Annotated in this window: 19 protein-coding genes, 1 other RNA gene and 3 pseudogenes; 3 read left to right on the top strand and 20 right to left on the bottom strand. The window is 36.4% G+C overall.

Features of this window, described 5'->3' with window-relative positions; translation table 11 throughout:
- Positions 1-14: 14 nt before the first annotated feature.
- Together JOC86_RS12535 and JOC86_RS12530 are read right to left on the bottom strand one after the other, a co-directional pair.
- Positions 15-1,196 (bottom strand): response regulator, encoded by a 1,182-nt coding sequence (locus JOC86_RS12535; protein WP_205173085.1) that lies wholly within the window; start codon positions 1,194-1,196, stop codon positions 15-17.
- A gap of 44 nt (positions 1,197-1,240) precedes the next feature.
- Positions 1,241-2,998 (bottom strand): histidine kinase, encoded by a 1,758-nt coding sequence (locus JOC86_RS12530; protein ID WP_205173084.1) that lies wholly within the window; start codon positions 2,996-2,998, stop codon positions 1,241-1,243.
- A 189-nt stretch (positions 2,999-3,187) separates the two neighbouring features.
- Here JOC86_RS12530 and JOC86_RS12525 point away from each other — a divergent pair, with 189 nt between their 5' ends.
- Positions 3,188-3,403 carry an NIPSNAP family protein gene (locus tag JOC86_RS12525; RefSeq protein WP_205173083.1) on the top strand — a complete coding sequence of 72 codons (216 nt, stop codon included), beginning with the start codon at positions 3,188-3,190 and terminating at the stop codon, positions 3,401-3,403.
- A gap of 91 nt (positions 3,404-3,494) precedes the next feature.
- Positions 3,495-3,587 (top strand): annotated as a pseudogene (locus JOC86_RS24720) (DinB family protein); the annotation flags it as partial.
- 37 nt (positions 3,588-3,624) lie between these two features.
- Here JOC86_RS24720 and JOC86_RS24715 read toward each other — a convergent pair.
- From JOC86_RS24715 to secG, 17 genes and pseudogenes are all read right to left on the bottom strand, one after another.
- A pseudogene (locus JOC86_RS24715) lies at positions 3,625-3,921 on the bottom strand (RNA polymerase sigma factor); the annotation flags it as partial.
- Between the two features lie 260 nt (positions 3,922-4,181).
- Positions 4,182-4,427, bottom strand: a complete 246-nt coding sequence (locus tag JOC86_RS25320; RefSeq protein WP_205173517.1) for a serine hydrolase — start codon at positions 4,425-4,427, stop codon at positions 4,182-4,184.
- Positions 4,428-4,629: 202 nt separating this feature from the next.
- Positions 4,630-5,553: a hypothetical protein gene (locus JOC86_RS12510; RefSeq protein ID WP_205173081.1), complete on the bottom strand. Its 924-nt coding sequence runs from the start codon at positions 5,551-5,553 to the stop codon at positions 4,630-4,632.
- A gap of 857 nt (positions 5,554-6,410) precedes the next feature.
- Entirely contained in the window at positions 6,411-6,938 is a 528-nt protein-coding gene (locus tag JOC86_RS12505) for a GrpB family protein (protein WP_205173080.1), read from the bottom strand.
- 24 nt (positions 6,939-6,962) lie between these two features.
- Positions 6,963-7,355: a GNAT family N-acetyltransferase gene (locus tag JOC86_RS12500; protein WP_205173078.1), complete on the bottom strand. Its 393-nt coding sequence runs from the start codon at positions 7,353-7,355 to the stop codon at positions 6,963-6,965.
- A 291-nt stretch (positions 7,356-7,646) separates the two neighbouring features.
- Positions 7,647-8,270: a DUF3267 domain-containing protein gene (locus JOC86_RS12495; RefSeq protein ID WP_239587541.1), complete on the bottom strand. Its 624-nt coding sequence runs from the start codon at positions 8,268-8,270 to the stop codon at positions 7,647-7,649.
- Between the two features lie 304 nt (positions 8,271-8,574).
- Positions 8,575-8,841, bottom strand: a complete 267-nt coding sequence (locus JOC86_RS12490; protein ID WP_205173076.1) for a hypothetical protein — start codon at positions 8,839-8,841, stop codon at positions 8,575-8,577.
- Positions 8,842-9,443: 602 nt separating this feature from the next.
- A complete protein-coding gene (locus tag JOC86_RS12485) occupies positions 9,444-10,031 on the bottom strand; it encodes a histidine phosphatase family protein (RefSeq protein WP_205173075.1) in 588 nt (195 codons plus the stop codon).
- Between the two features lie 505 nt (positions 10,032-10,536).
- Positions 10,537-11,991: a Na+/H+ antiporter NhaC gene (gene nhaC / locus JOC86_RS12480; RefSeq protein WP_205173072.1), complete on the bottom strand. Its 1,455-nt coding sequence runs from the start codon at positions 11,989-11,991 to the stop codon at positions 10,537-10,539.
- Positions 11,992-12,145: 154 nt separating this feature from the next.
- Entirely contained in the window at positions 12,146-13,294 is a 1,149-nt protein-coding gene (gene iadA / locus JOC86_RS12475) for a beta-aspartyl-peptidase (protein ID WP_205173069.1), read from the bottom strand.
- A 221-nt stretch (positions 13,295-13,515) separates the two neighbouring features.
- Positions 13,516-15,573: a sigma-54 interaction domain-containing protein gene (locus JOC86_RS12470; RefSeq protein ID WP_205173066.1), complete on the bottom strand. Its 2,058-nt coding sequence runs from the start codon at positions 15,571-15,573 to the stop codon at positions 13,516-13,518.
- A gap of 660 nt (positions 15,574-16,233) precedes the next feature.
- Positions 16,234-16,473 (bottom strand): annotated as a pseudogene (locus JOC86_RS24710) (MBL fold metallo-hydrolase); the annotation flags it as partial.
- 454 nt (positions 16,474-16,927) lie between these two features.
- Positions 16,928-17,268: a transfer-messenger RNA gene (gene ssrA / locus JOC86_RS12465) on the bottom strand.
- 149 nt (positions 17,269-17,417) lie between these two features.
- Positions 17,418-17,891, bottom strand: a complete 474-nt coding sequence (gene smpB, locus JOC86_RS12460) for an SsrA-binding protein SmpB (protein ID WP_205173063.1) — start codon at positions 17,889-17,891, stop codon at positions 17,418-17,420.
- A gap of 99 nt (positions 17,892-17,990) precedes the next feature.
- Positions 17,991-20,321: a ribonuclease R gene (rnr, locus tag JOC86_RS12455; protein WP_205173060.1), complete on the bottom strand. Its 2,331-nt coding sequence runs from the start codon at positions 20,319-20,321 to the stop codon at positions 17,991-17,993.
- Between the two features lie 27 nt (positions 20,322-20,348).
- Positions 20,349-21,095 carry an alpha/beta hydrolase gene (locus JOC86_RS12450; RefSeq protein WP_205173057.1) on the bottom strand — a complete coding sequence of 249 codons (747 nt, stop codon included), beginning with the start codon at positions 21,093-21,095 and terminating at the stop codon, positions 20,349-20,351.
- A 209-nt stretch (positions 21,096-21,304) separates the two neighbouring features.
- Positions 21,305-21,547 carry a preprotein translocase subunit SecG gene (gene secG / locus JOC86_RS12445; RefSeq protein WP_205173054.1) on the bottom strand — a complete coding sequence of 81 codons (243 nt, stop codon included), beginning with the start codon at positions 21,545-21,547 and terminating at the stop codon, positions 21,305-21,307.
- 136 nt (positions 21,548-21,683) lie between these two features.
- On the opposite strand from secG, the gene JOC86_RS12440 reads away from it, so the two are divergent.
- Complete coding sequence (locus tag JOC86_RS12440; RefSeq protein WP_205173051.1) at positions 21,684-22,346, top strand: HAD family hydrolase; 663 nt, start codon at positions 21,684-21,686, stop codon at positions 22,344-22,346.
- Between the two features lie 373 nt (positions 22,347-22,719).
- On the opposite strand, the gene eno is transcribed toward JOC86_RS12440, so the two are convergent.
- Positions 22,720-24,012, bottom strand: coding sequence for a phosphopyruvate hydratase (eno, locus tag JOC86_RS12435; protein ID WP_205173047.1), 1,293 nt, complete (start codon positions 24,010-24,012; stop codon positions 22,720-22,722).
- Positions 24,013-24,017 lie beyond the last annotated feature (5 nt).

The raw sequence follows: 24,017 nt of genomic DNA, 5'->3' as shown, positions 1-24,017 counted from the left end.
GGAACTGTTATGCTTTAGCTGAACGTGCTTTTTTGCATCTTCCTATCGTTTCTATCTCTAAACTCAAAAGGTGTAATCCCTGTTACCTTTTTGAATAGTTTAGAAAAGTACTTCTCATCTTGATAACCAAGCATTAAGGAAATAGAGTAAATCGTTTTATCAGACTCACTTAACCAGCATTTTGCCTGGTTGATTCTGAGCTTTGTTACATATTTGGATAAAGGCAAACCGGTTTCTTGTTTAAACTTCCGGGAGATATGCTCACGGCTTAAAAAAAATAAACTCGATAACTTCTCCAAGCTCACCTCCTCCATATAATAGGTATCAACATAAGCCACGATGTCTTGCATACGGCGCGCGGTATCTAAATCTCCCAAGCTATGAATAGATCGGTATTGATGATGGTCCATCGCTTCTTGAAGAACCCGGTACGAACTCGATAGATTCTTTAAAGGCTGTGGTTTTTCACTGGTCACAATCCGTAAGGGGATGTCAAAATGTTCGTTCATCCATTTTTCAATGGTTAACCATTCGTCCTCCCAACTTAAGACAAGAAAGAGGTTACGGTCGTTTTGAAGAGAAAATGCATTCCCCAATTTTTGCTGGGTGAGTTTATCTGCCAATGATTTCATGTAAGGTTCAGCATAATGCATATGATAAAAAGACAGCAATGTCACTTCATAATGTTCAGCTTCTGGCAGAGAGGAGAGAAGATCCTTTACGTCAAAAGGTTCTCCCATGCATGCAGCCGTGACAACCTGGTCCAGCCGAGATTTTATATAATCCTCATCAAGCTGCTTATCTAATTGGCGTTCTTGCTCTTCCCTCTTCCAGGTTTCGACAGCCTCCTGCAAAGTTTCATTCAAAGCATCGGCCTCGATTGGTTTCAACAAATAATCAAAGCTATTGTATATAATGGCTTGGCGCATGAAAGAGTAATCATTATATCCTGTTATAAAGATAACTTTGCCTTGGTAGGAGATAAAATCCAGCCATCGTATAAGTTCAATTCCGTTCATACCAGGCATTTTAATATCCGTAAAAATTATTTCTGGATTTTCTTTTTCGATTATTACTTTTGCCTCTTCCCCTTGACTAGCTTCTAAGATTTCCGTTATACCGTGAGTTTCCCATTCACCTAAGAATCGAATAACTTCAAGTACATTTACTTCATCGTCGACAATTAACACCTTCACGCCTTTTTCCTCCTTCAATCAAAAGAACTTCCATTGGGGGAGAGTTATTCAGTGATCTTGTTTTTGACAGGAATGAAAATCTCAACTGCAAAACCCTGTCCTTGGTTCGTATCCACTTTAATCCCCGCTTTTTCCCCGTAATTAAGGACAAGCCGGTCGTGAATATTTTTCAGACCTATATGTTCTTTTGCGTACTCTCCTTTTTGAGGGGAGGTATAAATGTTTTTCCTTAATGCCTGAAGCTCATTGTCTGCTAGGCTTGCCCCATTATCTTCTACTATAAAATGGAGAAATTCGTCTTTTCTCCCCCCGAAAATTGTTAAATGAGCATCGGTAAAGCCCTCTTCATAACTGTGCTTAAAGAAATTCTCAACAAGTGGCTGCAAAATCATGCTGGGAATCTTCATCTCAAAAACCTCAGTGCTTATTTGTACTGAATAATAAATATTATTACGAAACCGTTCCATTTGAAGGGAGAGGTAGCTTTCTATATAATTCATTTCTTCTTTAACTTGGACCCATTCGTTCGCCTTCATAGAATATCGCATCATCCTTGATAATGATGTCACCAGCTGATACACATTTGGGGCATTTGATCTTAAAGCCACGGCACCGATGGATTGAAGAGCATTGAATAAGAAATGCGGATTCACTTGTGATTTTAAAGCTTTAAACTGGTTTTCCTTATTTTCAATTTCCAACTTATATTCCCGGTCAATATGGAGGTTAATGCGATCCATCATGTCTTTCATATGCTTTTCCAAATAACCGACCTCATCATGCCTTTTGTCATCAAAAGGTATCTCGGTATGACCACCGTCAATGGTACGCACCTTTCTGGTTAGCCGCTTGATCGGATGGGTGATTTTATAGGTAATCACACTTATCATCATCAACCCTAAGGCTCCGACTCCCAAACCGACCACAATACTTGTATAGGCGGTTTGCCGAACCTCATGGAACAGAACTTCACTAGGGGTAATTTCCACCAATTTCCATTCACTTAATGGGGCTGATAATGTTTTAGATAGGAGGATATCGTCGTTCACGCCTTCTTTTTGTTGTAGCTGTTTTTTTAACTCAGTAGAAGCATAGTGACCGATCAGCTTAGTGTTACTGCTGTAAATCACTTGATCATTTTCATTCAATAGATACACAGACTCTTCTTTTTCTTTGATCAAGTCATCGGCAATTTGAGCAAATTTATTCAGTTCAACATCCATGGAGATAACACCGAGAAATTCTCCTGTAAACACATCGGTTATTTTATGGTGAAAGGTAATCACTTTTGTTTGATCAGTTTTGGGAACAATTGCTGCATTATTATAATTCTTTATAGGATGTGGCGGTTCGATAATATGCTTGACGTTCGACTGGTATAGTTGTTTAATATAAGGTTGTTTTAAGAAGGCAGGCTTTGATTTACGGACACTGACCATAGCGTTATAAACTGTGAATGACTCTTTCCCTCTATCTATATAGAAGCGGACTTGGCGGATTTCCTTACGCATCAAATAAAAATTCTGAATGCTTTTTTCTAAATAACTGGAATCTTCCACCTCATTTTTAAAAATACGGAACAAATCTGCGTCACGGTACAATAGGTAAGGAAGATCTAACATTTCATTAAAGTATTGCTGCAATTCTTCTAAGCTCTCTTCTATCTGTTCCTGACTATTGGCAAGTTCATGCTTTTCTACACTATTTTTAGTGTAGCCATAAATGAGCAACACAGATAAGAAATAGGGGAAAAGGATAAATATGAGCAACATCAGTAACAAACGGCTTTGGATGCTATTCACTTCAAAAATCCCCTTTCTAGGAAGCTATGGATGGTGAGGATCTATAGTCGTTATATAATTGTCTAATCTATACCATCTAAACGTGTGTCGTCAACCAAACATAAGCATCTGAACCCGAGGCAACTAATGGAAAACCAGTAAAAAAAGAGCAACAACCGTATATGTTGGGGGAAATCCTTACAACCAAAAATGGTTCTTATTTCACATCATGGTTATTTCCTTCCACATGAAGGTGCTAATAATATTGCTTATGCCTTATTCACTTTCCCAAGTTTAGCAGCATATGAAGAGTACCGAGTAAAAATGGCATTGGATGCAGAGTGTCAAGAAGCTTATAAATTTGCAGAAGAAACTAAATGTATTTTAAGTTATGAGAGAAGCTTTATGCGTCCTGTATTCGAATGAATATACGTTAAAATTAAATATTTATTTATCTACAATACCACTATTAAGTATAGAGAGGGGTTATTTGAATGGATTTGCGTTATCCTTTGGAAAGTTAAGCGATGAGCAGTTAGATACAGCTTATCGCTCTGATGGGTGGACCATTCGCCAAGTGGTTCATCACGTTGCCGACAGTCATTTAAATATTTTAGAAGAATTAGTTCTTTATACTGTGGCTTTAATTTATTTAATACTCGTTCAATATCTGACCACTTTTCATTAGAAATTAGAACATCTTCAGGTAGCTCTTTTGATTGCAATATTATTTGCTCATCCTGAAACCCCAGTTGTATCCGTTTATTCTTTCGATACTGGTCATGATGAAAATTCAACGCTACCCGAATTAACCAACTTCTTATTTTTTTTGTCTTAATAGAGTCATAATACATCAAGAATTTATATGCGGTTTCTTGTACCACATCTTGAGAATCTTCATGAGATATTCCTAACTTCCTTAAATATCGATAAACGAAATTCATTTCAGTATTTAATTCTTTCAATTGATCCGGACCATTCATTCTTTACCACCCTTCAGATATAAGACGAATTACTAATTAAAAAGTTTACATAAATTTGATATGTGTTATGGATTAAATTTCAACCCTTTACTAAGACTATTTAAGTTACTAACAATGGGGTTCTGTTTATCAAGGGTGTTCCTTAATTAAATGGCTAAGTTCATTAAGAAGAGCGCATTTCTTGTTGCAGAAATGCGCCCGATTGAGAATAACGTGAAATATCATTGATTATTTAAGGTTCGATTAAAGTAATTTTCAATATCCAAACTACCTTGCTGATGAAGTTTTAAAATAGCCATTGCAGTAAAAGCTTTTGTCAACGAACCAATACGAAATTTTGTAGAGGGGTTATTTGGAATGTCATACTGAAATGACGAACTTCCACACCCTTCCTTAATTAATACATCTCCTTTATAACTAACAAGAACAGCACCATTAAAATAATTGTAATCAACTAAATCATCAATATAATCTTTAGTTTTTTAGAGTAATTGTTCTCCATATTGTGGAAGTTCCCTTCACCAATGTCATAAATCTAAAATACTCACATAATTTTTTCCATCTATTACCCTACAATCCCTGCAAAAAAGACGCATCTTTTTAGGAAATGCGCCCGTTGAAGATAATTTTATCTTACTTGCGACAAACCACCATTGAACAGGCTACTATTCAGTTTTGAAAATACTTTATTACACTTTTCAGTTTATTTTCCTTATCTATTTTTAAGTATCCTACAAATTGCGGATACTTGTTTCCAAATGCGTCTTGATTATATGTTTTGCTTTCCTCCTCTAAAAATCCATCGGCATTGACAGTTATAGAGTAGATTCCATATGGCAGCCCATTTATTAAAAGTAATTCATCTAAAAGCTTATCCATCTGTTTGTTACTAAAGTTTCCACTGTATGCGTATTCCAGATTAATTTCCGGGAGAATCTTTGTGCCGCCATTCGGATCAACTGCTAGAATCATATATTTATCGATTAGTTTTTTTGCTTCTTCTTCGTTAGGTTGATTAAAGTTGTTCTTTGAGTAATCCCTGATTAAATCTTTCAATAAAGATTTTTGCATGAACTGCCCTTTATCTAGCTTTAATTTAACATATATTTTTAATTTATTTTCCATGTCTGAATGGCCCACGAATTCTAATTTCGGAAAATAACGATTCATCTGCTTTGTCTTTTTAAGGGAAGATTCGTACGCTAAAGGAAAGACATGTACAAGTGCCGTATTATATAAATCATAGCCCGCTTCTTCTATAATTCCTTTATCAATAACCTTTTGTAGTGTACGTGGATTGTTTTCTATATCCACTTCAACAAAGGCTCTTCCATAAAATTCAGGCTTGTTCAAAGTCTTATAATCAACTGCAATCCTATTTTCTAACCTTTTTTTACCAGCATGCTTGTAAAATACATTACCATTTATCTCAATAGGGAGGCCATATTCTAGAAGTTCTTCTTCAACCATTTTCTTAGCCTGTTCTTGGGTTTCAGATTGTTCTATAAATTTTTCACCCTCTGAGCTGACACAGCTAGTCAATGTTAACAAGGATAAAAAAAGGATAATGATTATAATAAATTTAGTTTTCATCTTTTCAAACCCTTTACTGAATTTGTCTTGTAGTTGGAGTGATGAGAGCTTATTACTAATTCAATTTTCTTCCCAAAATTCCTGCTGATTCTTAATCAATCAATGATCTGAAAGACTCATGTCTGACTAATCTCACCTAGAGTAATGAGCAAAAAGATTACAATAAAGATATTTTGCATATCCTCGAAAAGGTTTAGCAAGGGGAACCTTTTCGAGCGTTACCTCCTTATTCGACTCCTTGAAGTAACCCTTCAGTTTTAGAAATATTAAACTGCCTAACCTTTACCAAAATTGTGTGACTACATTTCATCTGAGCTAGGAACATTTCGCAACCTAAATGGCGCGATTGCTGAATAAAAAATAGTCGGAAATCGTCCGGCTGGATCTTCAATTTTGCCTTTATAATGAAATAAGCTAAAAAGCTATTAAGCTAGAAATTTGATGCTTGCCAAAGCAATAAGCCAAAACCAACAGTTACTAGAAATAAATCTAGCAACGCTAACTTCTTTTTCCCTTCTCTTATGTTCTCGAAAAATCGTACATACTTCTAAACATCCAGAAAATGATCAATAACAACAAACCTATGTAATTATTTGAATGTCTTTCATCATAAAACATTTTTGTAACTATTAAGAGGATAATAACAAGAATTAAATTAAACAGTATCTTCTTTGGCATATTTGATTCTTCCTTCTTCAATTTAATCCTCCTAATTTTATAGAACAATATCAATTGGTTCCAGTAAACCTGTCCTTTAACGAAACAAAGAAAATAGCTAAAAATCACCCAGCCGATCTTCAGCTATTTTCCTCGATTGGTTAAAAGTCAATCTTTAACTCTAACAAAAATCTTATCGCTTAGTGTACTGACGTTTCTGCTTCCTTCTTTGCTTTCTTAATAACATTTTGAATGAAATTTGATTTTCCTTGAGTATACTTAACCCTGTCAAAAGTAAATTCTTTGGCTAGTTTTTTCTTAAGTTGTTCATACTCTTTAAGTATTGCAGTGTTTTCTCTCAAATAGTTTCTAAACAAGATATGGTTATTCCAATGTTCACTCTTGAATTCATAGATATGTACATGGTGCGTACCAGCTCTCCATTCCCCTTTTCTAAAAAACCTCCGTTCAGGAAATTCCTCGTGATCAACAAACTCATAACCTATTTTTGCTAACGGTTTTATATATTCGTTGGTAACTTTTAATTTCTCTACTCCGATTGCAATATCAAGAATAGGTTTAGCTCCTAAACCTTCAATTGAGGTACTTCCTATATGTTCAATAGCTATAAATTGGCCACTCAAAATTTCAGTTATAGATTTTTTCTCTTCTTCAAATTGTATCTGCCAATATTCCTTATAAGTTTCGATGATAACTTTCTTATCCATTTGAGTACCTCTACTATGAGAATATTAATTTTTTCTATGCATAACAAATTGAGATTTGCTGTATTTAAAATGGTTTTGATCATAAAAAGGGATTAGCTCTTCGCTACAAAACAAACTAATTACATCAATATGATTCAGTTCATTTAGTAGTTTAGCTACAAGAATCTTTCCAATACCTGTTTTTTGTAGACTACTAATTACTACTACATCTTCAATATAGGCTCGGAATTTTCCGTCTGTTATTGCTCTTGCAAATCCGACAAGTCTTCCATCTTTCCAAGCACCAACAGAACTTCCTAATTGGAGCATCTTTTCTATATCACTTTCTTTTCTTTCTGGCCACCAATTTACGTCTTTATAAAGTGGTATTATATCTTTTGCACTCATTCTTTTTTGCGAATAACTTAGATATTCCATATAACTTAGCTCCTAAAACACTGTCAAATTTTCACTTATTACTTTATCATATATGTGACCGGCAGTTATAATTTACTTTAACCGCATTCATTTCAAAATTTTTAATCCTTACAATGATTTAATTCATCCAAAAATCGCGTATTAAATTATCGCGACCTATTGCGGAAGATTGTTTTACTGTGTTGACTGCACTTTTATTCCTGAAAAGCTCTCTAATACGAAAGAGCGTTCTACAATAATTATGCCGCACAGATATTGTAGAAAAGCTTCCTTTAAATGAAATGACTTCCGTTACTTTTCTTTCATTTGTACGTTTTTCCAATAAGTGTCTGGTCCATTACTTTTTAGAGTTGCATTTTTCGGTACCTGTTTAATTATAAGAAGAAGATTAAACATATCAACTGAGGATGCCATTGAGTTTAGGATTATCAGAAACTTCAATGTCGTTGTTAATAGTCCAAATACACCTAATATTAATGGCAAAATTATTGAAATAATCATGAAAGGAGCAAGTGTAATGAAGATATATCTTGATTTTGAAATCTCTTCTTCCGTAATCACAAAACCCCCGAACTGAGTAAGTCCTATATATGTTTTTTCTGATTTAATAAAATTAGGAATAAAAATCAAATGAAGTAATTCGTGAAGTATTAAAAGCAAGATTAGCAAAAAAATAATACCTAAGTTAATTGTTATTGATATCGAATCAGATGTCAGTCCAAATTCGCTCAAAGAAATAGTGGAAAAGATATTTATTACTCCAATAGAGATGATTGCAGCGACAATCATTAAAGGGGTAGATAACAAAATAGCACTTATTAAATTCTTAGGTTCTTTCATTGGAATCCATCCATTTTTAATTAGTTCCAAATGTAAACTTGGGTTACTTTTTGGCAATTTGTTAAGTGTTTTCAATAAAATCCCCCATTCATAACTTAATTCAAGAAAATAGTGTAACTATCCTGCCCCGATCGTTTATCACCTCTATAATCTAACAAAAAGATCCAACTTCCTTTAAAGTGTTGCTCAAGAATATGGCCTTTTCATAAAGGCTTGTTTTCAAGATAATCCTAAAAGATACTCATGGTCTGTCGCTATTGCTTCGTTAAATGATCCTTAAAATCAAGAAAGAGGGCAAATCTTATTCCCGATTTGTGTCCGATTGTGGAAGAAGTAAGCTGTGTACGATTGTTATCAGTTTTTGAATTAACGAACCCAATTAGTGAGAAATTGAATCTGTTTCTTTTTGTTTAGTTTCCCATAAATCATATATAAGAATAAATCCTCCAATCAACATAAATATAATGCTTAACACATAGGGAACCCATCCCATAATTTCATTAAGCACCACCACGAACTTACCAGGAGGATCACTCCAACCTCCCAAATTAGGGATGAATAAAGCAATTGCCAGATGCATAATACCAAATAACACAGTGCCTGAAATAAATAAAACAAAACCAAATAATTGCAAACTCTTCTTCATAGAATCCCCCTAAATCGTACTATACTTCATAAATATTCAAGTTAGAGCAAAAAAACCCTTTCTTTTACCATCCTGTCATATAACTGATTTAGAACCAAGAAAATGGACTGCTTAGACAGTCCATCGTTGTTCAATACAAGACGCTTATTACAGATAAGCGCCCAATTGTTTAATAGTTTTATTTTAATTCAAGAGAAAACATGTAAGTTAATTTTTACAATGACTAATAAATAGGGAACCTAGTTCAAGTTCAGTAAATCTGAAATTATCTCTGCACTACCTGGTGAGAACATAAAAATGGAGAATGAAATACAGAGTAAACCCATAAATACCAAGCTAATCTTTTTAACTGGTTTTTTCATAAGAATTCCTTTTATAACTAGGAACAATCCTATAAATAATATTAAAAAATACCAAAAACCCATATTCCTATCCCCTTTTATTTTTAGTTTCTTTAGTGATGACTTTTTAATGTATGATTACACTTCAATCTTATTTGTTAATGACAATACAAAAAATGGTACTTTCGTATCATTTGTGAATGACATTTACATTATTGTAAATCAAAAATCTCTTCTACTATCCTGTCTGATCGTGAAAGATTAGTTTGAATGGATTCGATGAGGGTCCCATAATCTTTTCACTTCTACCAAAATATCCCCATTAAATTCCATTCGATATATATCCGGCTTAGAAGTATTAAGCAAAAAATCTAAATCATACTTTTGGTCGTAATAACCCATCATCAAAGTCATAATAGCTCCGTGGGTGCCTAATACTACTTTCCTTCCTTGGTAGACGTTTAATAATTTTTTTAAAACTTTTATTGCTCTTTTCTGACAAGTGGCATTTGATTCAGCTCCAGCTAGAGCAAAGTTCGAATCGGTGAATGACTTCTTTAATAAAGGGTATAAATCCTTATCAGAAACCCTATTTTCTACAGTTGTAAAAACCCTCTCTTTAAGATCTTCAACAACTAAAACTTCTTGACCTATTTGCCCTGCAAGTGATTGTACTGTTAAAATTGATCTGTTGTACGGGCTAGAGACAACGATATCAATACCCTCCTGTTGCAATACTCTTACCACTAATTGAGCATCTTTTTCCCCTTTTTCAGTTAATCCCCTTGTTTTCTCATTTCCTTCTTTTGGTGAATCTCCATGCCTAACCATATATATAAATGTCTGCATATCTCCTAAGACTCCTCTAAATACTTAGTGTATTCTTGTGTAATTTTATACTTGTCATTAAGGCATAGAACTTGTTGCATAGAAGATAGCAGCCGTTAAAACCACTAATAGTAACATTATGTCATTAGATACCTTTACGAATTTCTTAAGAATATAAAAAAATTATTTAACTTTTTATAGATAACAAAACCTAAAAGTATAATTAGTAACCAAACAGTTACACCCCAGATTGAAAATAAATAATGTGAATTCACTACCCAAAGAACCATGATTAATAAATAAAAAAACAAAAGTAGTCTGCTAAGTCCCTTCATGTTTACTCCCCTTACGGTGATATCATAAACTCTTACTTATTTTACCATAAATATTGTTTGAATTAGGTTTCTTTTACACAATCTGCCGATTGTTGAACACCAATAATAATTTTTTTATTTAAAAATATTAAAAAACTTGCAGTAAAAAACATTCGTTTTCACTACAAGCTAATCTCGACACAAAAATTTATTTACAATACATTCTCTTTATAATTTTCTGAATAATCAGTTTTTAAATCATTCTCTTTTAACTTTTCAATGCCGATTCCAGTATACCCTAGTATGATGGCAAAAAAGAATCCGAGGTAACATAGGATTGCCCATGGAGCATAGCTTAGTACAGAAACACCTAGTGTCCCAGCCATATAAACTCCAGCCGAAGACCATGGAATTAGAGGCACAACAACGGTTCCCGAATCCTCTAATGTCCTTGATAAGTTTTTCGCATGTAATCGTTTCTTTTTATAGGCATCTTTAAAAATTTCACCTGGAATAATTATTGACAAGTATGAATTACCGGTAACAAGTGCCATTGTGATACCTGAAACAACCGTAGAAAGAACAAGGCTTCCCGTTCTTCTTACTTTCTTCATTAGCGTTGTCATAATCACTTCAAGGCAGCTAGCTTTTGTGATAATCCCTGCAAATACAAAGGCACAAAACGAAATTAAAATAACACTTGTCATTGATTGCATGCCTCCCCGGTTTACAAGCCTCGTTACTTCCCAAATGACATTTTCCGGGTTAAATCCTTCAACCTTCACCATTGAAACATTAAAACCACTAACTGTAGAAGCAAATATATCACTCCAAGTAAATCCTTGAATAAGTTTCGCTAAAATAGCTGCAACAATGGATGAAGCGACAATGGTAGGCAAAGTCGGTTTCTTTTTAATCGATCCATATAAGATAATAATTGGAGGTAATAACAACAAAATATTCCAACTAAACATAGTCTCTAAAGTATTTAACATCGTCTCTGTTGTATCTGGAGTGGCAAATGACCCCTCTGCTAAGTTAAATCCAACGACAGTGTACACAATTAATGAGATGACAGCAGCTGGAATAGTCGTATACAACATATGCTTAATGTGTTCATATAGCTCACTTCCCGCTGCAATAGGAGCTAAATTCGTTGTATCAGATAAAGGGGAGAGTTTATCACCGAAATACGCACCGGCTACAATCGCCCCCGCCGTTGCAGGTAAAGAAGCACCCAATCCCGTTGCAATCCCCATAAGCGCTACACCAACAGTTCCTACGGATCCCCAAGAGGTACCTGTTACAATCGAAATAATAGCTGATACGACAAAGGCAATTAGAATGATAAATGCAGGATTGATAATCTTAATTCCAAAATAAATCATCATCGGGATACTACCTGAGATCATCCATGTACCAATTAATACTCCAATCGAGATTAAAATTAAGATCGCCGGCATTGCCGCATCTATTTTCTCACGGACTCCTTCCATCATCTCGTCCCATTTTACACCTACTCTTAAAGCGATAAAACCAGCACAAATAGAAGCAAGTAGAAGTAGCGGCTCTGGTTGAAATTTAAAATATCCGAAGCCAATTGCAAGCAAGACCAGCATTGCTGCAATGGGAAAAACGGCTTCTGCAAACGTTGGTTGTCTTTTCATGTTAAAATCCTCCCTTTTCACAAACATTATTTTTCATCTAATGGAACCCTTCGCAATATCATTTGTTTAGTCTAGTGAAATGAAAGGCTTGGTAACTCATTCTCTTACGTTTACCTTTCACTTCACATGAATAGATTGATAGAAAACTCTTATATTACTCAAAGGTTCCCTTTACAATGATTTCTTGATTTTTTACCATATGACGCCCTTTTGCAAATACATGGTTAATCTCCAATGAATCTTTATCTAAAACGAGGATATCTGCATCATTATCCTCTTTTAAACTACCTTTATGTTGGATACATAAAGCGTTTGCCGTATTACGTGTTACGAGTGATAGAACTTCTTCAAATGGAAAATTATACTTTTTCACAGCCATTACTACTTGTTCATATAGAGTGTAAGGACTTGCAACCCCAAGGCCAATCAACTCACCGTCTGAGTCAAACTTAGGCAAACTGCCATTTCCATCAGATGATAAAGTTAACTGGTTTAAATCACCATTTTTTTCCTTGAAATATTTAATCCATTCACCTGTTTCCTCATCAGCAGTGATATCAACAAATCCACCCTTTTGTGATAACGTAATCGCATCCTCTATCAACTCTTTACTTCTAGTTATATGGGTTGCATAGAGTTTAGAGGCAGGAATCTCATAATCTTCTAAAAGAGTGTGCAAGAAGGAAAGTTTCCGTCTACCAGGGCCCACATGGAAATGTGTAACACCTGCTTTATTACTTAACAAGCCTCCTATTCGAGCTTCCGCTACTAATTTCGCAATTTCATGTACAGATGGCTGTGCAGACCTAGAATCTGATATCGCAATTTCACCTGCACCAATCACCTTGTCAATTAATATGACATCATCTTTCACAGAAGATGTGATTGTAGGTGTAGGGACATGATAGTTCCCTGTATATATAAATGTGGAAATACCTTCTTCCTCTAAACCCCTTGCTTTAGCTAACAATGATGTCATATGCCGTGTTGTCCCATCAGTTCCTAGACATCCTACAACAGTGGTAATCCCGGATTTCACAATATCACTTAGTTGAATTTCAGGAGTCCTAGTTGAAAATCCACCTTCTCCCCCTCCGCCAATTAAATGAACATGAGGGTCAATAAACCCAGGTGTTACAATACAATCTGTTGCATCAATAATTTGAACGTTTAATTCTAAATCGAGAAACTTACTCTCATCAATATCACCAACCTTCACAATTTTATTGTTAATGAATAAGATTGATTGGCGGCCTAGATACTCAGGAGAATAGATTTCACCATTTTTAATTAAAGTAATCATCCTAAATTCACCTTCCTAGTAAAAAAATTTAAATTATAAAACAATTGCTCTTATTATGATCAAAATATTTGTCCACAAATTAACGAATCTGACAATAAGTTGACCTTTTGTATTTTTAAAGCAAGTTTTATGCCAACTTTAGAATGCCCATTTTTTAAGGGGAAACCACCACTTTATTCTTTTTAGGTTATCTTTAGGATGGTTTTTAGGTGAATAATTACCTAAAGGGAATGACTATTTAAAGTATCAAGAACAGCTAAACCGGATTCTGTTATTTTTGTTCCTTGTCTCTTAATTCCTGAAATAACGCACCCTGTTCTTTTTAAAGCTTCCAACTTTGTACGAAGCTGTCCATCACTAATAGAAAATCTAAGATTCGAACGTAATGTCCCTCTTCCAATCCCATAAGAATAATTCTTATAAAGTGCTAGACATTCTAATATTTCCATATACCGTTTTAAATCCCCTAAACCATCCAAATACTTTATGATCTTATCTACTTGATGATCATGTTCTTGATTCTCTGTTTTCATGATTCTTTGTGGAATATGCTCGACTCCGATTTGATTCCCATCAACCGTTACTGTCAGATAATTAATGACCCCCACTAATTCCCGAACATTTCCAGGCCAATGATAACTTGTCATCGCTTTAACAAAACCAGTAGTTAAATGCTTGTTTCTATTCTTTTCTTTTAAAAAATAGTTGAAGAGAATTTCAATATCCAGCTTTCTTTCCCTTAACGGAGGAATTGATAATGGCAGCTCATTTAAACGGTAAAATAAATCCTCTCGAAAATCCCCTATAGCAATCATTTGTTGAAGATCTTTGTTCGTAGCGGCAATGATTCTGACATTGATTGGTATCACCTTATTACCACCAACTCTCATAACTTGCCGTTCTTGAATCACTCTTAATAAAGAAGCTTGAATACTTAAAGGAGCATCACCAATTTCATCTAAGAAAATCGTTCCGTTTTGAGCTAACTCAAAAAGGCCCGGTTTCCCGCCCCTTTTTGCTCCCGTAAAGGCTCCTTCTTCATAACCAAAAAGCTCACTCTCCGCTAACGTCTCTGTTAACCCTGCAAAATTCACAGCCAAAAATGGACCTACCTTTCTGGAAGAGTATTCGTGGATAGCCTGAGCGAACAGCTCCTTACCTGTACCACTTTCCCCGTTTATCAGAACGGTATAATCACTTTTAGCAATTTTCTTCGCAATTTCTTTTGTTCGGTCCATTTCCTGACTGCGGCTGATTATATCCTCAAAACAATATTTCGTCGTTAATCCAGACTCTGTTTTCTTTCTTCGAATCTCTTGCTCCAACCTTTGAACATATGTTACATCTTGAAATGTAACCACTACACCAATAAAATGTTGATTTAACATGATGGGTGTTTTGGTCATCAATAGTTGCCGTTCGTGAATTTGAATAATTTGATCTGCTATCTCTTTTCTAGACTCTAAAATTTCATCGATGTTAAACTCACTAATCACCTTTGAATAGTGCCGATTTATACATTGTTCACTCATAACACCTAAAATCCGTCCTGCTTGTTCATTGAAGACAGTAATAACCCCTTGCGTATTAATCGAAATAATTCCTTCATGAACGGCATTCAATACCGTTTCAAGATGTTGATTCAATCGACTTTCATTATGATTTGAATAGGCTAGCTTTTTTCCAATTCGAACGAAATTTCGGAAAAAATCAGCTGTAAGTAGGGGTACTTTTTCAACAGGTAGCTGCAAGACTCTTGAAATTTCTATAATCGTTGATAAATCGAGGCTCCTGACTCCTAAATCGATAATTTTCTTCACATCCGTCGGAACAAGCTCCTTTAAACCGTGTGTGATAGCAACTTCTACTCCATCTAATGAAGGTAAGCAATCCATATCTGGAGAATAGGATGTTATTTCATGCTGATCAAAACCCATTCTTTTCAGCAATTCTACAGAGTCTTCAGCCATATGCTTTTCATCGCTTACTAAAAGACAATGTGTTCCTTCCGGTAGTTCTATAAGTTTTTCTAATTTCGAAAACTCAATCGATCGATTAGCAATTAAAACCGGCTTAAAATGTCTAACTGGCTCAATATACTCCATTTCTAACTCCTTTGACCCAGAAGACAGGATTAAATCAATCTCATTTAAATTCACAGGAGGAAAGTGATTCGTTACAATCTGAATATCATTTCCAAAAATTTGCCGAAGCTTGTCACGAAATGCATAATAAACTATAATTTTTTTCGTCACGATGAATAGTACTGGTTTTTTCATAGTTGAATGCTCCTTATGATCAATTTATTTATTCATATTTTACAAGTTTTCCCTGCGGAAAATGGAATCTCTCAAGTACTTTTCGCATAAATTGAGATTTTTTGAGTTGAGGGACTTTTTAATAAAGAAATTGGTTATCACCATTTTTTTCAAATCCATCCTCTCCCTTCTGACATCAAGCACTCAAAAAGGATACAGTATGGTTGTAATTATTGACCGGAACAACAAAGTATACGAAAACGAACATGTATGAACCTGCACCATTAGTTTTGCAGAAGTAATTTTTTCTTTTTTTAGATAATAGCGAGAATACACCATTTAGGTTTCCTAAGCAATAAGAAAAGCGCAAACTCCTTGTTCAGCTCACGCCTTGTATAAATCAAGCAATGAATGGGGGGTGATACTCGTATGCCTGATGAAACAACTGCTTCAGTCTTTCCCCACAGAGGGCTACAAGTCAAGTCCATAACCACTGTAGCTATACACACGGGTACCTATAGGAAAAGGGCATTGCATCAACCTATTGATGGATTTTTTGACTGGTACTGTATATAGATTGTCAAGTCCTAATAGCTGGTATTGCAAAAGATCTATTTTGTTAAACCAGGCTTGTATGTAGAGATAATAAAGTTGTTTAATTCAAGAGCCGAATATTCGTGTTTATCCTATAAATTTTCTAACATGATAACAATAGTAATTTTCAGCTTTAAGATTTTTAATCTTATTTAAAGACTGTTATGCTTTCTCAACATTTAAACAAAAGTGTGGATTATCATCAACTCATTCATGATTTTTTTTACAGCTGCATCACCTGTAATATCACTTTTTAAATTTGGAAATATAATGAATATGCCCTGGTGTTGCTACTACTCTACATTTATTGAATAACATAAAAAAACCATGTTGTCACATGAAAGCAACAACATGGCATTAGTTTGTACATAGGGTTTTAAGAATTAAAGCATAATTTTCCCAAAAGTTTTTTGAACCATAAGCTTGCAACACGATAATTATATGGTTCAAGTCACAAAAATCAAAAAACCACCAAATATGTATTTGGTGGAGACGGTGGGACGTGCTATTCCATACTTTCGTCATGGCACTGACTATATCTTGAACCTGGTTTACAGGTCCTTCGGCGTATTATGCGAAAGGTAGATTTACCTGAAAGACCTCAGGCAGATTTTCGCATCCTAGTACTACACCCCATAAGAGGGCAGCCTATGAGTCGATACACGGCTGTTGGATTACTCCACATACCGCTCGGCATTGCCTTATCACAATGATGTGACTTAGGTTTCACCGATAAAGCCGAATTTTCACTTATGTGTTACCACATAAGGCGACTATTTACTAATCGAACCCACGTCCAGACATATCGGCACTTAAGCGTCTACGAGCGTAGTCGATATATTCGCGAGTTCGCTAACTCCTATGCCTATCGACGGGCGTTGGAGCAGCTAGTCTGATTGGTCTCTTCCATCATCCTCAGACTGCGGAATTAGGCGTAGCCCACTAAGAGTGAGTCCCTGACCCTACCACATGGGCGATGGAGGGAGGAACAGCTAAAGTGCTATTACGCAGCTAAAGCTAAGTTATTGTTTGATTTGCCAGTTATTATTGGCTTTGACGTTTTAACGAGGACGATCCCCTCGGCTCGCAACTCAAGCTCGAACTATCCCTGTCGAATCCGTAACGTCCCCATGTTAGAAAGGGCGAACGGGAGTAGTTGAGTCTTAAGTCAACTATTCAATTGTTCATGTCGTTAGGCGGTTAACCTGTCGACATTTATTATTATAACAAATCTACGGAAAAATGCAATTGTAAGATTATAGGAGACTGTCTTAATAGTTTCCTTTTTGTCTTTGTGCAAGTTCACGTTGGATGGAACGATTGGCTTCTTTACGCTTAAGATCTTCACGTTTATCGAATTTCTTCTTCCCTTTTCCTAGTCCAATTAGAAGCTTGGCTACTCCATTTTTAATATAAAGCTTTAACGGGACTAAGGAATATCCTGTTTCTTTGGTTTCACCGATTAATTTGTTGATTTGTTTACGATGAAGAAGCAGTTTACGTGTACGTAATGGATCATGATTATACCGATTTCCTTGTTCATATGTGCTGATATGCATATTAAACACATAGACTTCACCGTTACGAATCCGTGCGAAGGAATCTTTTAGGTTTACTCGACCTGCACGAATTGATTTAATTTCGGTTCCTTGAAGTACGAGTCCTGCTTCATAGGTTTCTTCAATGGTAAAGTCATGGCGTGCTTTTTTATTTTGTGCCACTAATTTTCCTTCACCTTTTGGCATATGCTCTCCCCCATCTCTCTCTAGTCTTTCTATTATAGCGAAAAATGGACAAGGAGCAAAGGGAAGAGGCGACTTTGCTCCTGTCTACTGTCCTATGTCTTATTTTTTCCGTTTGCTTTTGGGTGCATTTTCGAAGAAGCGTTTGTTTTTCTTCTTCTTTTTGGCATTTGGAGGTCGTGTAGACCATTCCCCATCATCACGATTCCTTTGATTATTTTTCGTTCGACTTCTTGTCTTTTCCTTCGGGTTGGACGGTCTGCTCTTGACGTCTGGGATTTCTCTCCTGTTGCTCTTCATTCCCACGATTTCAAAATCAATTGCCCGTTCATCTTTGTCGACTTTCACCACTCTTACCGTAATTTCATCTCCAATACGGAACACATTTCCAGTTCTTTCCCCGATCATGGCCATATGCCGCTCATCATAGCGATAATAATCATCTGTCATATAGCTTACATGAACAAGTCCTTCAATCGTATTGGACAACTCGACGAACATTCCAAAGTTCGTGACAGAGCTAATAATTCCATCATACTCTTCACCAACTTTGTCGACCATATACTCCGCTTTCTTCAGTTCATCCGTTTCCCGCTCTGCATCGACTGCACGGCGTTCACGACTTGACGTATGATCGGCAATTTCACTCATCTGGGCATCCCATTTCTCACGGGTACTCTCATCCAATTTCCCCTCCACTAAATACGTACGAATTAGCCTGTGGACAATTAAGTCTGGATAACGGCGTATCGGGGAGGTAAAATGTGTGTAAAACTCTGTTGATAACCCGAAATGCCCTAAGCTTTCAGGGTAATATTTGGCCTGCTGCATCGAACGTAACATAACAGTCGAGACGACCATTTCCTCAGGTTTTCCTTCCACCGATTCAATGATTTCTTGAAGAGCCCTTGGATGAACCGAATTAGCCGTCCCCTTCACAACCAAACCGAAGTTCGTAATAAATTCAAAGAAACGTTGAAGCTTGTCTTCTTTAGGGTCTTCATGAATACGGTAAATAAACGGAACGTCCATCCAATGAAAATGTTCTGCAACCGTTTCGTTAGCGATCAGCATAAATTCTTCGATAAGTCTTTCTGCGACAGATCGTTCCCGTAAGACAACGTCTGTTGGATGTCCTTCATCATCGACAATTACCTTTGATTCTTTGAAGTCAAAATCAATGGCGCCACGCTTCATCCGCTTCGACCTTAGAATCGATGCAAGCTCTTCCATTCTTTCAAACATTGGAACAAGTGGTGCATAACGTTCTCTTAATGCTTCATCTTTATCCACTAAAATATCTCTTACATCCGAATACGTCATTCTTTCTGTGGTTCGAATCACACTTTGGAAAATTTCATGGTGAACGACCTCACCTTGGGGGTCAATTTCCATCTCACAAGAGAGCGTTAATCGATCGACTTTTGGATTTAAAGAACAAATTCCATTTGATAAACGATGTGGAATCATCGGAATGACTCGGTCAACCAAATAAACACTTGTTCCTCTTTCAAATGCCTCTTGATCGATGGGAGAATTTTCTTTTACATAATAACTGACATCAGCAATATGTACACCAAGCTTGAAATTCCCATTATCCAATTTTGTGACCGTAACAGCGTCATCAAGGTCCTTCGCATCGGCACCATCAATCGTCACAATTGTATCATTTCGCAGGTCGCGTCGATTTTTAATTTCTGATTCATCAATTTGGTCTGGAGTCTGATTCGCTTGCTCCAAGACTTCATTTGGAAACTCTATAGTTATTCCATGCTTGTGAATAATCGAAAGGATATCTACACCCGGATCATTTTTATGACCGAGAATTTGAATGATGGCTCCTTCTGCACTCTTTCTTCCTTCAGGATAAGAGGTAAGTTCGACAACCACCTTATGCCCTTCTACAGCCCCTAGCTTTGCTGTATTCGGGATAAAGATATCACTAGCAAACTTTTTATCATCTGGAATCACAAATCCAAAATGTTTGCTTTCAGTATAGGTTCCAACAATCTTTTGGACTCCTCTTTCAATAATTCTTACAATCGTTCCTTCTCTGCGTGAACCAGATGATTCTGACGAAACTCTCGCTAAAACGATGTCACCATGCATAGCATTATTGACTTCATTAGGAGGGATAAAGATATCATCTAAACCTTGCTCCTCTGGAATCACAAAAGCAAACCCTTTGGCATGGGCTGTCAGCTTACCTCTTATTAAATTCATTTTCTCAGGTAAACCATATCGATTGCTCCGGGTCCGAACGACCAAACCTCTCTCTTCCATGACGACAAGAGCTTTAACAAATTCCTTAAAATTCGTTGATCCTTCAATTCCAAATGCCGCTTCTAGCTCCTGAACCGTTAATGGCTTGTATGCCTCGTCCTTCATGTAAGTGAGAAGTCGGTCTACCTGCTCTTGAATGTTTTCATCCATCGAAAAATCCCTCCTTAGACAATACAACTAAACCTGCCAATCTAATCCCTCTAGAAATTGATAGACATCTTCATGTAATTGTTCTTTTTCTTTATCTAATGTAATCACATGGCCTGATTCTTCAAACCATTTAATTTTCTTTTGATCAGATTCGACTTCATTATAAATAATATTTGCAGAATCCGTATTAATCATGTGGTCATTTCTAGCCTGAATAACAAACGTTGGAGAGTAGATCATATCCACATTTTTTCGGACGTCACTGATAAGCTCCTGTAATGCACGAAGAGTATTCATAGGCGTGTTCTTAAACTCTTCTATTTCTTTTTCAATGACGTCTTCTGATTTCCCTTCAAACTTTTTAAATTCTCGCGCATAGTCGACGACACCTTGATACATGACTTCTTCACTTTTTATATACATAGGCGCACACATTGGTACTATACCCTTTACAGGTACAGTGTAACCCAATTTTAGTGAAAATACCCCGCCTAGAGATAAACCTGCAACAGCAATTTCTTCATAGCCTTTACTTTTTAAGTGCTCATAACCATTTAAGACGTCTTGCCACCAATCCTCTGGGCCTGTATGGACAAGCTCTTCAGGAGGAACCCCATGACCTTTATAATGGGGAGCATGGGAAGAGTAGCCTTTCTTTTCTAAAAATCGTCCAAGCATTCTTACATCCGAAGAGTTCCCAGTAAATCCGTGAAGGAGCAGGACAGCTCTTGGACCCGCTTCGAACGTAAATGGCTTTGGTAACACTGTTTTCATCATCATTAACTCCTTTATGTAAATTTAAACAATTTGTTTGATTTATAGGCTCACTCTCTATTTTTAGCAAAGTACAGAGTGACAATCCAGAATTTCGTATTTTCTAAGGGGCAATTAATGCCTGTTTAACTCGACAAGTGTAAGAAGCACCATCATATTTTTCTAATAAAGCAAAAAAACCTGACCCGATTTCCGGGCCAGGTTCCAGTTTATGATAACTTATCAGAGAAGAACGTTACAGCAATGGTTAAAACAAAAAATAACACGGAAAGCACGATTGTAACGCGATGTAGAATTAAATCAATTCCACGTGCTTTTTGTTTACCAAATAACTGTTCTGCACCACCAGAGATGGCACCTGATAATCCTGCACTTTTACCAGATTGTAGTAAAACGACAACAATTAGAGCAATTGACACAATCACTAATAGAGTAACCGCTAATGTATACACGAGACCCACCTCCTGAAACGAACCTGACAATATGATAAGTTTATCATATTGTCAAACATTGGACAATAGGAATGTGGATCAGTACAGGTTTCGTATTACTGATAAAATATATTGAACGTCTCAGGAGGAGAAAACTATGAGAAATAAAAAAGTAATTTTATTCGATTTAGACGGTACATTGTCCGATCCAAAGGTAGGCATCACCAAATCTGTACAGTATGCATTACAAAAAATGAGTATATCAGTAAACGACCTTACGAAGCTAGAAATTTTTATCGGACCACCGTTACAAGACTCTTTTTCTGAGGAATACGGCTTTAATGAGAAAGAGGTTAAACGAGCGATTGAGCTTTATCGTGAACGGTTTGTTGAGAAAGGGATGTTTGAAAATCACCTGTATCCTGGTATACAACAATTACTAGAGCGATTAAAAACTAATAATAAATTAATTGTAATCGCAACGTCAAAGCCTACTCTTTTTGCAGAAAAAATTGTTGATTATTTTCAAATTGATCCATACTTTGATCTAATAGTCGGAAGTAATCTTGATGGGTCTCGTATTTCAAAAACGGAAATCATTAAGTATGCGATGGATCAGTATCCGGAATATGAAAATGAGCAGTTTTTGATGATCGGTGATCGTAAGCATGATGTCATCGGAGCGAATAACAATCAAATTTCATCAATAGGGGTTACGTTTGGGTATGGTACATATGAAGAGCTTTCGGAGTATACATCGACCACAATTGTTCATAGTGTCGGTGAGTTAGAAGAATGTTTGTTAGCTGGGGCTAGGTGATTTATGTAATGGGTGTAATATGCCATTTATTTCGCTTTTGTACAATTAACGGAGTTTTCCGTACAATAAATCAAAATCTCGTGCAATTATGGTTTATATCGATGCAATAATTGCTGATATCATACAATCTATATAATATAATCGATTTCGGTCTAAGTTATTTGTCCAAAAGAGGAGTTAATTTGTCCACAGATCCAATTGATTCATCCGTTATCAGCATTTATTTGTCCGTTGAAGGCCATATATTGACCGTTCGACAAATTAATATAAAATTCGCTACTGCTACAACCCCGACACGCCTCCGCTACCTCCGTCACCAAACACTAAAAAGAGCTGATTCCAAAATAATTGGAATCAGCTCTTTTTTCATTCATTACTTCTTAATATTATAAAAAGTTTTCACACCAAGGTATTCTGCAGTATGTGCCAGTTGATCTTCGATGCGTAGTAATTGATTGTATTTTGCTACGCGGTCTGTACGAGATGGAGCTCCCGTTTTGATTTGACCGGCATTTGTTGCCACAGCGATGTCAGCGATTGTGCTGTCTTCTGTTTCACCAGAACGGTGAGAGATTACAGCTGTGTATCCAGCACGTTTAGCCATTTCGATGGCATCGAAGGTTTCTGTGAGCGTACCGATTTGATTCACTTTGATTAAGATAGAGTTTCCAACACCTTGTTCAATTCCTTGAGCAAGCTTGCTTGTGTTCGTTACGAAAAGATCGTCTCCCACAAGTTGCACTTTGTGACCAATACGCTCTGTTAGAAGTTTGTGACCTTCCCAGTCATTTTCGTCTAATCCGTCTTCAATTGAAACGATTGGGTATTTAGCAGCCATTTCTTCATACCAGCCAACCATTTCCTCTGATGTACGAACGACTCCTTCACCTGATAGATGGTATTTACCATCTTCTTTATTGTAGATTTCAGAAGCAGCAACGTCCATTGCTAGAAGCACTTCTTCGCCTGGTTTGTAACCAGCGTTTTCGATTGCTTCGATGATTGTGGACAATGCTTCTTCGTTTGACTTAAGGTTTGGAGCGAATCCACCTTCGTCCCCTACTGCTGTATTGTAGCCTTTTTCTTTTAATACAGATTTTAAGCTGTGGAAGATTTCCGCGCCCATGCGTAGACCTTCTTTGAAAGTGGAAGCACCAACAGGCATAACCATGAATTCTTGGATATCTACGTTGTTGTCTGCATGCTCTCCACCGTTAACAATGTTCATCATTGGAACTGGCAGCTGTTTAGAGTTGAAGCCTCCAAGATATTGGTATAGCTCAACACCAAAGAAATCAGCAGCAGCTCGTGCAGCGGCCATTGATACGCCTAGGATCGCGTTCGCACCTAATTTTCCTTTGTTTTCTGTCCCATCAAGCTCAATCATCGCACGGTCGATGGCTACTTGTTCTGTCACGTCATAACCGATTAATTCTTCAGCAATGATTTCGTTTACGTTCTCAACGGCTTGCTGCACACCTTTACCAAGGTAACGGCTTTTGTCTCCATCGCGAAGCTCAACCGCTTCATATTCTCCAGTTGAAGCTCCACTTGGAACTAATGCGCGACCAAAAGCGCCTGATTGTGTATAAACTTCTACTTCGATTGTTGGATTTCCGCGGGAGTCTAATACTTCGCGTGCATAAACATCTGTAATAAATGGCATGAAAA

The sequence above is a fragment of the Rossellomorea pakistanensis genome, from assembly GCF_016908495.1.
Classification (GTDB): Bacteria; Bacillota; Bacilli; order Bacillales; family Bacillaceae_B; genus Rossellomorea; species Rossellomorea pakistanensis.
The sequence above is the reverse complement of the archived record's forward strand: the minus strand, read 5'-3'. Positions and strand labels throughout refer to the sequence as shown.

Coding starts and splice junctions, on each gene's coding strand:
- nhaC (WP_205173072.1), bottom strand. CDS start 11,991: ATGAAAAGACAACCAACGTTTGCAGAAGCCGTTTTTCCCATTGCAGCA.
- JOC86_RS12490 (WP_205173076.1), bottom strand. CDS start 8,841: ATGAAGAAGAGTTTGCAATTATTTGGTTTTGTTTTATTTATTTCAGGC.
- JOC86_RS12450 (WP_205173057.1), bottom strand. CDS start 21,095: ATGAAAACAGTGTTACCAAAGCCATTTACGTTCGAAGCGGGTCCAAGA.
- rnr (WP_205173060.1), bottom strand. CDS start 20,321: ATGGATGAAAACATTCAAGAGCAGGTAGACCGACTTCTCACTTACATG.
- iadA (WP_205173069.1), bottom strand. CDS start 13,294: ATGATTACTTTAATTAAAAATGGTGAAATCTATTCTCCTGAGTATCTA.
- JOC86_RS12505 (WP_205173080.1), bottom strand. CDS start 6,938: ATGGATAAGAAAGTTATCATCGAAACTTATAAGGAATATTGGCAGATA.
- JOC86_RS12440 (WP_205173051.1), top strand. CDS start 21,684: ATGAGAAATAAAAAAGTAATTTTATTCGATTTAGACGGTACATTGTCC.
- JOC86_RS12470 (WP_205173066.1), bottom strand. CDS start 15,573: ATGAAAAAACCAGTACTATTCATCGTGACGAAAAAAATTATAGTTTAT.
- JOC86_RS12485 (WP_205173075.1), bottom strand. CDS start 10,031: ATGCAGACATTTATATATATGGTTAGGCATGGAGATTCACCAAAAGAA.
- JOC86_RS12525 (WP_205173083.1), top strand. CDS start 3,188: ATGGTTCTTATTTCACATCATGGTTATTTCCTTCCACATGAAGGTGCT.
- JOC86_RS12500 (WP_205173078.1), bottom strand. CDS start 7,355: ATGGAATATCTAAGTTATTCGCAAAAAAGAATGAGTGCAAAAGATATA.
- eno (WP_205173047.1), bottom strand. CDS start 24,012: ATGCCATTTATTACAGATGTTTATGCACGCGAAGTATTAGACTCCCGC.
- smpB (WP_205173063.1), bottom strand. CDS start 17,891: ATGCCAAAAGGTGAAGGAAAATTAGTGGCACAAAATAAAAAAGCACGC.
- JOC86_RS12510 (WP_205173081.1), bottom strand. CDS start 5,553: ATGAAAACTAAATTTATTATAATCATTATCCTTTTTTTATCCTTGTTA.